The following is a 15,610-nucleotide window of genomic DNA, read 5'->3' as shown; positions in this document are numbered from 1 at the left end:
CGCACCGGCGTCGCGTCCGGACCACCGAATAAACCCGGCGTCCGGTCAGCCGGGGCGGCGCCGCTGCCGCAGGTAGGCGAGGACCGCCTCCCGGGTGGTGCGTACCCCGAGCGCCTGGCGGGCCTGGGCGATCCGACGGTTCGCGGTACGCAGTGAGAGGAACTCGGCGGCCGCCGCGGCGGCGATGGTCTCGCCGTCGGCCAGCCGTTCCAGCAGCGCCCGTTGTTCGGGGACGAGCCGGGCCAGCGCGGATTCGGCATCGGGCGCCGGTTCCGTCCCCCGGTCCGGGTCCTGGCGGACCGGGCCGAGCCGGGTCAGGTCGTCGACCAGGGCCCGGCCGAGGTCACCGGTCGGGTCGACGATCGCGACCAGCCCGGCACCCCGGGCCGCGGCGAGCACCGCCAGCCGTACCGTCTCCGGATCCTGCACCCGCCCGAACAGGACGAGCCGGGCCGCGGTCAGGTCCCAACCGGACTCGGTGACCGCGAACCCTTCCCGGGTCTGCCATCCGTCCCGGGCCAACCGGCGCAGCACCGTGGTCGCGTCCGTCGCCGACGGCAGGACGTAGCGCGGCGGATCACTCATGACGGTACCTCCAGACCGGTCACAGCATCTCCAGCGCGAGGGCGGCGGCCTCGGTACGGGTCCGCGCGCCGAGTTTGCGCATCCCGGAGCGGACGTGGGTCTCCACCGTCTCGCCGGAGATGCCCAGCCGGCCGGCGATCCGTCGGGTCGGTTCCCCGGCCGCGACCAGTCGCAGCACCTCCCGTTCCCGGTCGGTGAGAGCGCCGTCGGTCCGGCCGCCGCGCCGGTCGCGGCGTACCGCGTGTCGGCGCAGTGCCCGTCGGATCCGGCCGAGCAGCACCACCAGTCCGGCCCGTTCGGCGCGTTCCTCGGCGGCGAGCAGCGCCGCGACCCCCCGGGACGGGTCCGGTTCGTGCAGGCCGGCGGCGAGCAGGCAGCGGACCTCCTCACGCGCCGCCAGGTCCCGCCAGTCGGCGGCGGCGCGGGTGAAACCGGCCGGGTCACCACCGGGGGTGTGCCAGGCGGCCAGGGTCCGCCGTACCGGCAGGGGCGGGTAAGGCGGACCGGGGAGCCCGCCCGGCGCCGTGTCGGCGACCGCGCCCCATGTCGTGTCGGCGGCCTCGCCGGCCGGGTGGCCCGCGTCGTACGCCGCCCAGCGGGCGGTGATCCGGCGCAGGCCGTCGACCAGCGTCGGCCCGTCGGACGGTCCGCCGACCGCGTGTTCGGGTTGGCCGTCGAGCCAGGCCGCCTCCCGACCCACCCAGTCGAGCAGCACACCGACGGATCCGGCCCGTCCGGTGGTCCGGGTCAGCCGGGCCCGGGCCGGACCGAGCAGACCGCCGTCGGCCTCGGCCAGGCTCGCCGCCGCCGTCGCGTAGCCGCGTGCCGCGGCGGGCAGGGTCCGGTCGGTCAGGTCGGCGGCCCGGCGCGCCGCCTCGTCCGGCGGCAGGGTCGGCAGTCCGCCGTGCAGCGTCGCGCCCCACAGCCGGGCCGCGAGGAACCGGGTCTGCCAGCTGTACGCCAGGTCGGCGGCGCAGGCCCGCTCGGCCGCCTCGGCGGCCTGGCCGGCCTCCACCAGGCGGCCGTCGGCGAGCAGGGTCTCGACCAGCAGCCACGCGCTCCAGCGGGCGGCGAGCGGGTCACCGGCCGTCCCGGCCGTGGCGGCGGCCGAGGCGAGCCCGGTCTCCCAGCCGGGTTCGCGTCCGGCGGCCCGGACGGCGGCGAGCGCGGCCCGCAACCCTGGATGACCGGGTTCCGGGCCGTACCGGGTGACAACGCCGGCCGCGGTGCGGGTGGCGGCGCCGGGATCGGTGCCGAGCTGGACCAGAAGCAGGATCCGGTCCCGGGCGGCGAGCTGCTCCGGACCGGCCGAGTCCGGGACCCGGGCCACCGCCGCCCCGGCCGCGGCCAACTCGCCGAGCTGGACCAGCGCCTCGGCGCGCAGCAGGTCCGGTTCGACGCCGAGCGGCGCCGAGGCGGTCAGTACCCGTACCGCCGCCCGGGGCCGGCCGCAGGCCAGCGCGGCCCGGGCGGCGGCCAGCCGAACCGCCGGTTCCGGTTCGACGCCGGGCAGCCCGCAGGCGGTCAGCAGCAGGTCGGCGCGGGCGCCGGTGGTGTCGGCGGCCGCCGCCGAGGTCACCGCCCGCCGGTACGCGTCGACGGTGTCACCGGCCGCCGCGAGGTGCCGGACCGCCTCCGGAGTCGGGACGAGGTCGGCCAGCCGCCGGTGCAGCGCCCGCCGGCCGGAGTCGTCGAGCAGCCCGGCGGCGATCTCGGCGACGTACGGCGAGACGGCGGCGACGACCGCGCCGGGGTCGACGGTCACCAGACCGGCGGCGGCGAGTTCGTCGACGCCGGCGCCGAGCAACCGACGGTCGGCGGGGCGGCCGAGCAGACCCAGCGCGGCCATCGCGGTGCGGGCGGGTCGGGTCAGGTCGGCCAGCGCCGTGGTGACCGCGTACCCGACCTGGTCGGCGTCCGGGGCCGGCGACGCGGCCTCGCCCCGGACGTCGTGGCCGGGGCGGGCCGCCTGGCGGGCCAGGGTGGTAACCGCCAGCGGCACCCCACCGGCGCGCCGGACCACCTCGGCCACCGCCGACGCCGGCAGTGCCGGGGCGACCCGACCCGCCAGGGCCGTCGCGGCGGCCGGGTCCAGTGGCGGCACGGCCAGCCAGCCGCTGGCCACCGCCCGCAGCGCGTCGACCGCCGCCGACGGCAGCCGGTGCGGGGTACGCAGTGCGACCGCGACCCGGCAGTGCGCGGCCAGCGGCACCAGGGCGGCGAGGGTGGCCGGATCGGCCCACTGCAGGTCGTCCAGGAGCAGCAGACCGGCGCGGACGCGGGAGCGGACCGCCTCGGCCAGCAGTGCCGGGTCGTGTCCGGGCAGCCGGACCCGGACCGCCCGGGCCAGCGCGAACGCGGGCTCGGCGGGCAGGCTGGCCAGGCCGCCACCGGCGAAGACCGGCCCCCGGAACGCCGCGCCGAGCCGGGCCAGGGCACTGCTGCGGCCGCCACCGGGCCCGCTGTGCAGCACGACCAGGCCGGGTGTCGTGAGCAGCGCCGAACCGACGTCGACGACGTCCGGGGGTACCTGGTGCGGGCCGACGTCGGGCACGTCCCGGGGCCGGTACTGGTCGGGCAGGTCACCGACCGGGGCGTGCCGCACTCGTCCTCCCCGCCGGGGTCGACGGCCACCGTCGGCGTGAGACGGTGGCACGAACATGGGATCCTGCGCCGGCAGGATATTCATAGTGTGGGGTCCGGCAGGTGTAGCCCGCCCCTGCCGCCGTGTCGGAAGGACAGCAGACGAGATGAGCGTGCACCACCACCGGGTATCCCCCATTCTCGCCGACCGCACCGCCGGCTGACGAGTCATGGGCCCAGGTCCGCTCAGCGTCCGGGTCGGCCGGCTCTGCGACGAGGCCGGTCCGCGGCTCGACGCCGGCACCGCCCAGCAGGTGCTGGCGGTACGTCGCCGACTCGACGAGCCGCTGCGGGTGGCGATCGCCGGCCGGCTCAAGGCCGGCAAGTCGACGCTGGTGAACGCGTTGATCGGGCGGCGGGTCGCGCCGACCGAGGTCGGTGAGTGCACCCGGATCGTCACCCAGTTCCGGTACGGCACCGTGGACCGGGTGGACGTGGTACGCCGCGACGGCGGGCGGATCAGCCTGCCGCTCGACGACGCCGGCATGATCCCGCAGCGGCTCGGGGTGCCGCGTGCCGAGATCGGACACGTCGACGTGACGTTGACCAGCGACCACCTGCGCGATCTCACCGTGCTGGACACCCCGGGGCTGGCGTCGACGAACGTCTCGGTCAGTGCCGGCGCCCGCCGTTTCCTGTTCGAGTCGGCGACCGCGCCGTTCGACGACAACATCGACGCCGACTCCGCGGGCGCGATCGCCGGCGCCGAGGCGATCATCTACGTCTTCACCCAGTCGGTCCGCGACGACGACGTGGCGGCCCTGGAGGCGTTCCGTTCGGTGTCGGCCCGGCTGGCCAGCAACCCGATCAACTCGGTGGGGCTGTTCAACAAGGTGGACAAGCTGGTCGGCGGGGCGGCGGACCCGTGGCCGGTGGCCGGTCCGCTCGCCGCCGACCAGAGCGCGGTGCTGCGCCGGGTGGTGTCGGAGGTGGTGCCGATCGTGGGACTGCTCGCCGAGACCACCGAGGCGGGCCGGCTGACCGCCGCCGACTGCGAGGCGTTGCGGACCATCGCCCGGCTGCCGCAGGCCGAACGGCTGGTGCTGCTCGCCTCGGTGGACCTGTTCACCTCCCGGGACTGTCCGGTGCCCCGGCAGCAGCGGGAACGGCTGCTGCGGCTGCTGGATCTGTACGGCATCGGGTTCGCGATCGCGCAGTTCGCCGCCCAGCCCCGGCTGGCCAGCGGGGACCTGGTCCGGCTGCTGTTTCAGGCGTCCGGGTTCGCCCGGTTGCGGAACACCCTGGATCAGGCGTTCCGGTGGCGTACCGACGCGATCAAGGCCGGTTGGGGGTTGTCGAGTCTGGAGAAGCTGGCCAGTCACGCGCCCCGCCCGGAGGACCGGGAACTGCTGCGGGACGCGATCGAGCAGGTGCTGCAGCAGCCGGACTACCACCGGCTGCGACTACTGGAGGTGGCCCAACTGGTCAGCACCGGATCGGTGGAACTGCCGGAACCGATGGAGCAGGAGCTGACCAGGCTGGCGCTCTCCACCGATCCGCGGTGGATCCTGAGCCTGCCGGCCGCCACCCCGGAGCAGCTGACCCGGGCCGCGTTGGACGCCGCCACCCGGTGGCGGGTCTACGCGGTGGCCGGCGCCAGTCCGGCACAGTCCCGGGTGGCGCAGGTGGCGCACCGGGGATTCTTCCTGCTGTCCCAGCGGGTACGCGCCGAGGGGAGTCCGCGGTGAGCACCGGCGGTACGGCGACCGGCGACCAGGTGGCCCCGACCCCCCGAACCCGTACCAGCGGCGACGGTGGCGGGGCGGCGTTGGGTGCCGCGCTGGGCGGTGCGGTGGACGTCGGGTTGGCGTACCTGCGGAAGGTGGCGCCGGACGCGGCGGCCGAGGTCGACCAGCTGCGTCGCCGGGTCGTCACCCGGCCGTCGATCGTGGTGGTGGGCGAAACCAAACGGGGCAAGAGTTCCCTGGTCAACGCCCTGGTCGGTGTGCCGGGGCTGTCGCCTGTCGACGTCGCGGTCACCACCGCCTGCTATCTGGAGTTCGTGCCCGGCCCGCAGGCCGGCGCCCGGGCGTGGCTGCCCGGCCGCGCCGAACCGGTGCCGTTGGGTCTGTCGCAGTTGCGGGACTGGGCCACCCCGCTGGGGCGGCTGCCCGACGACCAGCGGCCGCCCCGGCACATCGAGGTCACCCATCCGGCGCCGCTGCTGCAGTACCTGAGCCTGGTCGACACCCCGGGCACCGGCGGGCTGGACCCGGCGCACGCGCAGATCGCACTCGAGGCGGCGGCCCGGGCCACCGCGCTGCTGTTTGTCGTCGACGCCGCCGCCCCGTTCGCCCAGCCGGAACTGGACTTCCTGATCGAGGCGAGCAAGCGGGTCAACCTGGTGGTGTTCGGGCTGACCAAGGTCGACGCCTATCCCGGGTGGCGGACCATCCTGGCCGACAACCGCGCGCAGTTGCAGGCGCACGCGCCCCGGTTCGGGTCCGCGCCGTGGTTCCCGGTCTCGGCCCGGCTGGCCGAACTCGCCCGGACGGTGCCGCCGGAGGCGGCCGGTGAACTGGTCCGCCAGGCGCGGATCACGTCCCTGCAGCACGCCCTGGTCGACCTGGCCGGTCGTGGGCACCTGCTGCGGCAGGCCAACGTGCTGCGTACGGTGCGCAGCGAACTGGTCTCGGTCGACCTGCAGCTGGGTGACCGGCTGCGGGCCACCGACCCGGACCCGGCCGAGGCGGCCCGGGTGAAGCAGGAGCGGGCGGCGGTGGCGGCACGCAAGCGTACCGAGTCGCGGCAGTGGTCGCTGGCGTTGAGCACCGAGACGCAACGGGCCCGGGTCGAGGCGACCGGGCTGTTGCGCGGTTACGTCGGCGGGTTGCAGGAGGAGTTCCTGAACCGGATCGACTCGGCTCGCGGCGACGACCTGAAAGGGCTGCCGGGGCAGGTCGACGAGGCGTTGCACGCCCTGTCGGTACGGCTGTCGGCCGACCTTGAGGTCCGGTTCCGGCAGGTCGGCGAACGGGTGCTGGCCGAGGTGTTCCAGCCCGACGAGCTGCGGTTCGTCCTGGGCCGGTTGAACGCGACACTGCGCCACGCGCTGGCCAGCAAACCGCGCCGGGAGGGCGGGTCCGACAACATGATGATCGCGTTGTCGGCCGGCGGGATGGCGTTCATGGCCGGCCGGGGCGCGATGGCCGGCGCCTCCGCGCTCGGCGCCGGCGCGCTGGTCGGCGGCAGTCTGCTGATCCCGTTCGCCGGGCTCGGGCTGGGGCTGGCCGCCGGTGGGTTCATTCTCTACCGGCGGCGGGTGCAGAGTGACCGCCAGCAGGCCCGGATGTGGCTGCGCGAGGTGGTCGCGGACGCCCGGGCGGCGCTGTCGGACGAGATCACGCACCGGTTCACCGACCTGCAGTACGCGCTGACGCTCGCCCTAGACGACGCGATCGAGCGGCGGCTGCGCCAGCTCGACGCCCGGATCACCGAGATCGACGCGGCGGCGGCCGAGGACCAGGCCGGCCGGGCCCGGCGGCGGGCCGCGACACAGGCGGAGCGGGACGCGGTACGGGCCCGGATCAAGCAGGTCGACGAGGTACTGCAGCGGGCCCGGGTGCTCGCCCCGACGCCGACCACCGAGACGAGGGGGACGGGCGGATGACGGACCACTGGGGCGGCTGGCCGTCGGACCAGCCGGACTTCGACGGCCCGGACGAGCACACCGCCGACGGCCCGCTCGGCGGCTTCGACCACGACGACGGTTTCCACCGGGTGGACGGATTCGATCCCGACGAGCCGGCGGAGGGGTTCGGTGCGGCCGACCCGTACGACGACCCGGGCGCCCACGAGCAGCCGGACGGCGATGGTGGCGTCGACCCGTACGCCGGGGGTGGTGGCGGCCACCCGGGGGGTGAGGTCGGCTTCGGCTCCGCCGACCCGTACGCCGAGACGGGGTTCGGCGCGGCCGACCCGGTGGACGGCCACGAGCTGACCGATCCGCCGGTCGGTGCCGATCCCGACCTCGGCCCGTACGACGACCCGGCGTCCTGGCCGGTGGTCGACCCGACGCTGGTCGACGGGCTGGGTCCGCCGCCGGAGCCGGTGGACGGCTTCCCGTGGACCGATCCGGATCTGCTCGGCCGGCCGGAGGACGTGCCGTCGACGGATCCGGTGGCGGTGTCCGGGCCGGCACCGGATCCGGACGAGCTCGCCGCCTACGCCGCGGAGCGACTGCCGGCCGACGGTGACCCGTGGTCGGCGTTGGCGGCCTCGGAGGATCCGGCGACGAGCAACCTGGCCCGCTTCTGGCACCAACCCGAGGACCGGTGAGCGGGCCTGGGCGGAGCCGTTGGTGATTGGATATGACCCGACCCACCGGTGGGCCGGCGGCGTCTCGGACGGTGGCCGCACCGGACCCCGAGCGCGGCGGTGATCCTTCTTACGGCACGGTTCGCCCGATTCGTCCGAGATCGACGCGGATACTGAAGAACGGCCCCGAGGGCCCCGGCACGACGATTCCCGGAAGGGGGAAGCGGCGGTCCATCCGGCCGTGACGGTCGGGTCGCGACGCCGCGACACGCAGATGACAGAGCAGACGACGGGTGGCCGCCCGGAGGCGACCGCGCAGATCGGTGTGACCGGTCTCGCGGTCATGGGCCGCAACCTGGCCCGCAACCTCGCCCGGCACGGGCACCGGGTCGCCGTACACAACCGATCGCCGGAACGCACCCACAGCCTGGTCGCCGAGCACGGCGACGAGGGCACGTTCGTGCCGAGCGAGTCGCTGGCCGACTTCGTCGCGTCGCTGGAACGGCCCCGCGCGGTCATCGTCATGGTCAAGGCGGGCGGCCCCACCGACGCGGTCATCGACGAACTGGTGCCGCTGCTCGAAGCTGGTGACATCGTCATCGACTGCGGCAACGCCCACTTCGCCGACACCCAGCGGCGGGAGACCGCGCTGCGGGAACGCGGCCTGCACTTCGTCGGCACCGGAGTCTCCGGCGGCGAGGAGGGTGCCCTGCTCGGGCCGAGCATCATGCCCGGCGGCTCGGAGGAGGCGTACCGCAAACTCGGGCCGATCTTCGAGTCGATCGCCGCCCAGGTCGACGGTGTGCCCTGTTGCGTGCACATCGGGCCGGGCGGGGCCGGTCACTTCGTCAAGATGGTGCACAACGGCATCGAGTACGCCGACATGCAGCTCATCGCCGAGGCGTACGACCTGCTGCGGGAGCGGCTCGGGGCGACCCCGGCCGAGATCGGCGACATCTTCGCCGAGTGGAACTCCGGCGACCTGGAGTCGTTCCTCATCGAGATCACCGCCGACGTGCTGCGGCACGTCGACGACCGGACCGGCAAGGCCTTCGTCGACGTCGTCGAGGACCAGGCCGAGCAGAAGGGCACCGGCCGGTGGACGGTGCAGAGCGCCCTCGACCTCGGCGTTCCGATCACCGGCATCGCCGAGGCGACGTTCGCCCGCTCGCTGTCCGGGCACCCCGAGCAGCGGGCCGCGGCGCACCGCGCCTTCGCCGACACGACCGGGGTCACCCCGGCCGGTGACGTCGACCGGGACGCCTTCGTCGAGGACGTCCGGCGGGCCCTCTACGCCTCCAAGATCGTCGCCTACGCGCAGGGCTTCGACCAGATCAAGGCCGGCAGCGAGGAGTACGGCTGGGGTGTCGACCCGGCCGCCCTGGCGACCATCTGGCGGGGCGGCTGCATCATCCGGGCCCGGTTCCTCAACCGGATCCGGGAGGCGTACGACAGCGACCCCGACCTGCCGACACTGCTGGTGGCGCCGTACTTCGCCGAGGGCGTCGCGCAGAGTGTCGCCAGCTGGCGGCGGATCGTCGGGTACGCGACGCAGGCCGGGGTGCCCGCCCCCGCGTTCGCGTCCTCGCTCGCCTACTTCGACGGGCTGCGCCGCGACCGGCTGCCCGCCGCGCTGATCCAGGGTCTGCGCGACAACTTCGGCGCCCACACCTACCGCCGGGTCGACGCCGAGGGCAGCTTCCACATTCAGTGGGCCGGCGACCGTAAGGAGTCGCCCGCCTGAGCCGTCGGGGGGGGGGGGGGGGGGGGGCGGCCCCCCGCGCCCCCCCCCCCCCCCCCCCCCCCCCCCCCCCCCCCCCCCCGTAGGGTGGCGCCCGCCTGAGCCGGGGGGGGGGGCCGGCCCGGCTCAACCGGCGCCGGCCACCGCCACCAGCACCACCAGCGCGACGACCACGAGCACGGCCAACGCGCCGGTCCACCGCAGACCGCTGGTGCCGTGCCAGAACCGTCCCGGCTCCGGCCGGACGGTCCCCGCGAACACCGGTCCCGGCGCGGACGCGGGCCCGAGTGACGGCACCGGCCCTGCCGCCGTGGTGCCGGACCCGGCCGGGACCGTCGACCCCACCCCCTCCAGAGCCGGGCCGGACGGGGTGCGCGTGGCGACCGGGACCGGCGACGGTGGCGGATGGCACAGCGCGCCCTCGGCGACCACCGTCTCCGGCTGTTCGAGGGCGGTGGGGGCGACCCCCAGCCGGGCGTGGATCAGCCGGGCCGCCAACGGGATCCGGCTCGACCCGCCGACCAGGAAGATGCCGCCCAGCTCCCGGGGCTCCAGCCCGGCGCCCCGGACCACCCGGGCCAGCCCGTCGACCGTCGGGGCGAGCAGCGGCCCGATCAGTGACTCCAACTCCTCCCGGGTGACGTGCGCCCGGACGTCCAGACCGGGCAGGTGCAGCTCGGCGCTCGCCGCCCGGGACAACAGCTCCTTCGCCGCCCGGGCCTCGTCGTAGAGCAGGCTCCGCCGACGGCGTCCCTCGACGTCGGCCGGGGCCAGTAGGCCCCGCCAGACCGTGGTCCGGTCCCCGGCGTGCCCCCGGCCGAGGTGCTCGACCAGCGCCTGGTCGAAGTCGAGACCGCCAAGCTGGGCGTCGCCGGCCTCGGCCAGCACCTCGAACCCGGCCGGGGTACGGCGGACCACGGTCACGTCGAGGGTGCCGCCGCCCAGGTCGTAGACGGCGAGCGCCCGACCCGGCGGCAGGGCCGCGCCGAGCACCGAGACGTAGTAGGCCCCCGCCGCGACCGGCTCGGCGAGCAGCGTCGGGGTGGGCAGACCGGCGTCGCCGGCCGCCGCCACCAGCACCGACCGACGACGCTCCCCCCACCCGGCCGGGTGGGTGAGCCGCACCTCGTCGACTCCGCCGAGCTGCCGACGCGCCTCCCCGGCGACCCGGCACAGCACCGCCGCGACCAGCGCGACGACCGGCACCTCCCGGTCGCCGAGCAGCACCGTACCGTCGTCGACCCGGCGTTTCGGGTACGGCTCGAACCGGTCCGGGTCCAGCCGGGCGGCGCGTTCGGCGTCGCGGCCGGTCAGCGGCGTGCCGGTGCGGTCGAGGCAGACCGCCGACGGCAGCAGCGGTGTGCCGTCGAAGAGCAGCGGCCGGATCCGACCGTCGCCGCCGCGTACCGCCGCGACCGTGTTCGAGGTACCGAAGTCGATGGCGAGCAGCCGCATGGCCGACACCATACTGTTCCGCCCTTCCCGCCGGACGGGGTGACGGCGCGGGGCGGTGGAGGTGAAGACGCCGCCCGCCGGTCACCTGGCGGTCAACCCCGCCGGCCATACTCGCCTGGTGATCCACGACTTCGCCTACCTCGACGCGCCGACCCCGCTGGCCTTCGCGCACCGTGGCGGAGCGGCCCGGGGCGACGAGAACACCGCCGAGGCGTTCGCCCGGGCGGTCGGGCTCGGCTACCGGTACGTCGAGACCGACGTGCACGCCACCGCCGACGAGGTGCCGGTGGTGTTCCACGATCCGACGCTGGAACGGATGACCGGCGAACGGGGCCGGATAGCCACCCTGCGCTGGGCCGACCTGCGGGCCATCCGGGTCGGTGGTGCCGCCGCGGTCCCCCGACTCGACGACGTCCTCGGCGCCTGGCCGCAGGTGCGGTTCAACGTCGACGTGAAGGCGGACGACGCGGTCGAGACCACGGTCCGGGCGGTGGAACGGGCCGGCGCCGCCGACCGGGTGCTGCTCGCCTCGTTCAGCGACGCCCGACTGGCCCGGCTGCGCCGGGCCGCCGGACCGAAGGTGGCGACCTCGCTGGGGCTGCGCGGGGTGGCCCGGTTGCGGCTGGCGTCGCTGGCCAACCGGCGGCTGGTCCTGCCGCCGTCGGTGGTCGCCGCCCAGGTCCCGGTCCGCTACCGGGGAGTACGGGTGGTCGACCGGCGGTTCGTCGAGCACGTGCACCGACTCGGACTGCAGGTGCACGTCTGGACCATCGACGAACTCACCGAAATGCACGACTTACTGGATCTGGGTGTGGATGGCATCATGACCGATCACGTCGACGTTCTGCGCGAGGCGTACGCCAGCCGCGGCCTGTGGCCCGCCGACCGGTGACCGGTCGGACGACCAGACCGCCCGACCCCCTGCCGAAGGACCGACCATGGCCGAGACCATCCCCGCGTCGGCGGAGACCACGCCACTGAGCACCCGGCACGAACGGGTCGGCTGGTATTTCTACGACTGGGCGAACTCGGCGTTCTACACGACGGTCATCACGGTCTTCCTCGGCCCGTACCTGACGTCGATCGCGAAGTCCGCCGCCGGCTGCGCCTCCGACGACCCCTGCCGGGGCGGGCGGATCAGTCTGCTCGGCGTCGACATCGCGCCCGGCTCGCTGTTCCCGTACATGGTGTCGTTGTCGGTGTTCCTGACCGTCTTCGTGCTGCCGCTGGTCGGCGCGGTCGCCGACCGGTCGGCGCACAAGAAGGAGATGCTGGCGCTCTTCGCCTACCTGGGGTCGGCGGCCACCATCGGGCTGCTGTTCCTCACCGGCGACCGCTACCTGCTCGGCGCCGCGCTGCTGGTCGTCGCGAACATCACCTACGGGGCGAGCATCGTCGTCTACTACTCCTTCCTGCCGCAGATAGCCGGGCCGGAGGAACGGGACAGCGTCTCCAGCATCGGCTGGGCGATCGGCTACATCGGCGGTGGGCTGCTGCTCGCGATCAACGTGGCGGCGGTGCTGTTCAAGGACTCGCTCGGCCTGGACACCGGTGAGGTCGCCCGGTACAGCATGGTGTCGGCGGGCATCTGGTGGGCCGCGTTCACCACGATCCCGCTGATCCGGCTCCGCAACCGGCCGCCTGTCGCCGGACCCGCCCAGGGACCGGTGCTGCTCGACGGATTCCGTCAGCTCTGGCACACGCTGCGCAGCCTGAAGGCGTACCCGTTGACGTTGTTCTTCCTGATCGCCTACCTGGTCTACAACGACGGCATCCAGACGGTCATCTCGCTCTCCGCCGTGTACGGCACCGAGGAGCTGAAACTCTCCGACGACGTGCTGGTGCCGACCATCCTGATGGTGCAGTTCCTCGCCTTCGCCGGGGCGCTCGGGATGGGCGCGCTGGCGAAGCGGATCGGCGCCTGGAAGACGATCCTGGTCAGCCTGGTGCTCTGGACCGTGGTGCTGGCGATCGCGTTCCGGCTGCCGGCCAACGAGGAGATCCCGTTCGTCCTGCTCGGCGGCGGGATCGGCATCGTGCTCGGCGGCAGCCAGGCGCTGAGCCGGTCGCTGTTCAGCCAACTGATCCCGAAGGGCAAGGAGGCCGAGTACTTCGGTCTCTACGAGATCTCCGACAAGGGCACCAGTTGGCTCGGGCCGCTGCTGTTCGGCCTCGCCTACGGGATGACCGAGAGCTACCGGGTGGCGATCATCTCGCTGCTCGCGTTCTTCGTCATCGGTTTCGTACTGCTCCTGATGGTGCCGATCCGTCGGGCGATCGTGGCCGCCGGCAACGTACCGCCGGAACGGCTGTAGCCGGCGTCGACGGCGGCGAAAACCGCTGCCGTCGACGCCGCCCCGCGCGGTACCGTCGGCGCCACCACGACCCGCCCGACGGTCCGGAAGGGACCACCGGCGGCCGGTCGGGACAGCGTGTAGCTCAGGCAGCAGAGCACCGGGCTTCCATCCCGGAGGGCGCGGGGGCGGAGCCCGCCACGCTGGCGATGAAGAAGAACCAGCAGCAGGGACCCGGGGCGGAGCGGAAGGAACCCACGATGGTCGGTACCGGCTACCCGCTCGGCGAACTCGGCCGCGCCCTCGTCACCGCCGCCGAGCACCCGGACCCGGACACCCGGGAGCGCGCCGGGCAGCGGGTACGGGACTGGGTGCGGGTGCTGGCCGGGGTGAGCACCGGTCGGCTGCGGATCGGCTCCCGTACCCCGGTCGCCGGGCTGCCCGCCTGGGTGACCCCGCAGGTGGTGCACGGCGGGTTCGCCACCGGCCGGGCCATGGCCGGCGGCCCGCTGCGCCCGGACGAGCTCGCCCTCGCAGAGCGGTTCAACCTGCACGCCCGACGGGCGACGATCTTCGCCCACCACCTCGGCGAGGCGGGACTCGCCGAACTCGACGCGCTGCTGGACTCCGGCCGGTACCGGGTGGAGGTGCCGGAGGAGGCGGCCCTGCCGGTGCTGGTGTGGCTGCTCCGCGCCGGTGACCAGGACGCCGCGCTGACCCTGCTCAAGGAGATCGGCCCGTACGCCCACCGGCTCCGGTTCGCCCCCGCCCCGGACGACACCCCGGCGCCCGACCCCGAGATCGTCTGGCGGGCCACCGCCGGCGAGGTGCGCTCCGCGCTCGCCCGGCGCGAGCCGAACGCCCGGGTCGAGGCGATGCGGGAGGCGCTCACGGTCTGGAACCCGTTCGCCGACGAGTTGCTGGCACTGTGGCTGGAGACCCGCCGCGACGGTCGGGTCGGCGCCGAGTTCGGCACCGACTGGCTGGCCCGGGCCCGCGCCCTGCTCGACCGCTACCGTGTCCTCGCCGCCACCCACCGGCACTGCGGCAAGCACCGCCGCCCGAAGGAGAACCTCGGCATCCTCCGCCTCGCGCTCGCCGAGGTGACCGCCGGGCGGCGCCTCACCCCGCGCGGCCGGGGGCTGCTGCAGCACGCCGTCGACTCGATGCTGGGCAAGCGCGGCGAGCCGGGCTCGGCATCGCACACCCGGCTACGCGACCGGCAGGCCGGGCAGGCCGCCGTCCCGGGGCACCACACGGTGGCCCGGGTGGTCGCCGACCGACTCGCCGACCTGCCGCAGCGGGCCGGGATCCGCGCCCTCGAACCGGTGCTGCGTCCGGTCGACACCGACGAGGCGGCGACGGCGAAGATTCCCGCCGGAACCCCGGTGCCGGAACCGGTGCGTCGGCTCGTCCGGCGTGCCCTCGCCGCGACGGTACCGGAGCTGGTCGCGGCCGGCGTCGTGCCCTCGGCCGAGGTGCTGGCCGGTCTGATTCCCCGGATCGCCGCGGCGGCCACCGCACGGGCCTACCCCGACCCGGCGCTGCGGGCGCTGATGGCGGCGAACTACCAGGCGTTCCGGGCCCGCCGCTCGCTGCTGCTGCTCAACCTCGAACACCAGGTACGGCTCGACGAACTGCCGTGGGTCCAGGCGGTCGCCGGGCACCGCGACGCGAGCGACGAGACCCGCTCCGACGCCTGGGCGACCCTGCGCCTGCTCGGCGAACTGGCGCTGACCGGCTTCCCCGCCACCAGCCTGCCGAATCCGCTGGTCCGGGAGCTGGCCGCGCTCGGACGGGAGGCCGGGGTCGAGCTGCCCTGGGTCGAGGAGCTGGCCGCCGACATCTTCGAGGGCCGGTTCTCGACCAAGTTCCTCCGCGCCGCGAAGATCGCCGCCGAGCAGCTCGACGGCAGCCTCTACGCGCGCTACTACGACATCGACTACGCGGCCGTGCTGCGGATCCCGGACCCGCCGCCCGTCCGGGCCGGACGCGGAACCGCGACCTCGGCCGCGTTCGACGCCCTCTGTCACGAGCGGGCCGCCGCCGGGCACCGCCGCGGGTCGGTGGCGGCGAACGGGACGGTGATCGAGCAGGCGCAGATCCTGACCACGCAGAACCTCGCCACGCTGGCGTACCCGGTCGGGGTACGCCCAGTCGACGGCTGGTCGACGCTGGCCCGCCGTACGTTCGCCCGGGTGCTCGTGCTGGCCGCCCGACTGGCCGGCAACCCTCGCCCGCTGCCCGCCATCAAGGACATCGGGTACGCGTGGCGCCAGCTGGTCTGCTACCTCTCCCTGCCCGGCGGGGACGACCCACGGGCGGTGGTCGACGAGTTGTGGGAGGACCTGCGGGCGGCGCCGGAGCAGGTGCGGGATCGGCTGACCCCGGTGCTGGCCGGGCTGGGTTACGTCGCCGCCGGTGGTGAGTTCGCCCCGGACGGCACCGGCGGCGCCGGTCGGCGGCTGCTGGGCTGGACCGTCGGACGGCACTGGCTCGACAACCGGCGGTGACCGACCCGGCCGAGCGTGATCATCCGCACGGCGGTTCGAACGGAAACCACGGGTTGCCCTAGGCTCCCGGACCGTGACCGACGACAGCCGTGCCCGCCACCCCGAGCCCGCAGGCGGGTCCA

10 protein-coding genes and 1 tRNA gene are annotated in these 15,610 nt (G+C 74.9%); 8 read left to right on the top strand and 3 right to left on the bottom strand.

The genetic code is table 11. The features are described from left to right. Positions 1-45 precede the first annotated feature (45 nt). Both V1633_RS16015 and V1633_RS16010 read right to left on the bottom strand, forming a co-directional pair. Positions 46-585: a LuxR family transcriptional regulator gene (locus V1633_RS16015; protein ID WP_331215101.1), complete on the bottom strand. Its 540-nt coding sequence runs from the start codon at positions 583-585 to the stop codon at positions 46-48. 19 nt (positions 586-604) lie between these two features. Then, positions 605-3,190: a helix-turn-helix transcriptional regulator gene (locus V1633_RS16010; RefSeq protein ID WP_331215100.1), complete on the bottom strand. Its 2,586-nt coding sequence runs from the start codon at positions 3,188-3,190 to the stop codon at positions 605-607. A gap of 208 nt (positions 3,191-3,398) precedes the next feature. Here V1633_RS16010 and V1633_RS16005 point away from each other — a divergent pair, with 208 nt between their 5' ends. From V1633_RS16005 to gndA, 4 genes are all read left to right on the top strand, one after another. Further along, entirely contained in the window at positions 3,399-4,916 is a 1,518-nt protein-coding gene (locus V1633_RS16005) for a dynamin family protein (RefSeq protein WP_331215099.1), read from the top strand. Continuing rightward, positions 4,913-6,838: a dynamin family protein gene (locus V1633_RS16000; protein ID WP_331215098.1), complete on the top strand. Its 1,926-nt coding sequence runs from the start codon at positions 4,913-4,915 to the stop codon at positions 6,836-6,838. The genes V1633_RS16005 and V1633_RS16000 overlap by 4 nt, the downstream gene beginning before the upstream one ends. Further along, a complete protein-coding gene (locus V1633_RS15995) occupies positions 6,835-7,506 on the top strand; it encodes a hypothetical protein (protein WP_331215097.1) in 672 nt (223 codons plus the stop codon). The genes V1633_RS16000 and V1633_RS15995 overlap by 4 nt, the downstream gene beginning before the upstream one ends. A gap of 253 nt (positions 7,507-7,759) precedes the next feature. Beyond that, positions 7,760-9,229 (top strand): NADP-dependent phosphogluconate dehydrogenase, encoded by a 1,470-nt coding sequence (gndA, locus tag V1633_RS15990; RefSeq protein WP_331215096.1) that lies wholly within the window; start codon positions 7,760-7,762, stop codon positions 9,227-9,229. A 123-nt stretch (positions 9,230-9,352) separates the two neighbouring features. Here the strand turns inward: gndA and V1633_RS15985 are convergent, their stop codons facing one another. Further along, complete coding sequence (locus tag V1633_RS15985; protein ID WP_331215095.1) at positions 9,353-10,681, bottom strand: Hsp70 family protein; 1,329 nt, start codon at positions 10,679-10,681, stop codon at positions 9,353-9,355. A gap of 118 nt (positions 10,682-10,799) precedes the next feature. Here V1633_RS15985 and V1633_RS15980 point away from each other — a divergent pair, with 118 nt between their 5' ends. The 4 genes from V1633_RS15980 to V1633_RS15965 all read left to right on the top strand — a co-directional run bounded on the left by V1633_RS15980 (position 10,800) and on the right by V1633_RS15965 (position 15,488). After that, positions 10,800-11,573: a glycerophosphodiester phosphodiesterase gene (locus V1633_RS15980; protein WP_331215094.1), complete on the top strand. Its 774-nt coding sequence runs from the start codon at positions 10,800-10,802 to the stop codon at positions 11,571-11,573. A 46-nt stretch (positions 11,574-11,619) separates the two neighbouring features. Next, positions 11,620-12,996: an MFS transporter gene (locus V1633_RS15975; RefSeq protein ID WP_331215093.1), complete on the top strand. Its 1,377-nt coding sequence runs from the start codon at positions 11,620-11,622 to the stop codon at positions 12,994-12,996. 113 nt (positions 12,997-13,109) lie between these two features. Beyond that, a tRNA-Gly gene (locus tag V1633_RS15970) sits at positions 13,110-13,182 on the top strand. A 2-nt stretch (positions 13,183-13,184) separates the two neighbouring features. Next, positions 13,185-15,488: a hypothetical protein gene (locus V1633_RS15965; RefSeq protein WP_331215092.1), complete on the top strand. Its 2,304-nt coding sequence runs from the start codon at positions 13,185-13,187 to the stop codon at positions 15,486-15,488. Positions 15,489-15,610: the final 122 nt, after the last annotated feature.

Origin of the sequence: Plantactinospora sonchi (assembly GCF_036422035.1) — a bacterium.
GTDB lineage: Bacteria > Actinomycetota > Actinomycetes > Mycobacteriales > Micromonosporaceae > Plantactinospora > Plantactinospora sonchi.
The sequence above is the reverse complement of the archived record's forward strand: the minus strand, read 5'-3'. Positions and strand labels throughout refer to the sequence as shown.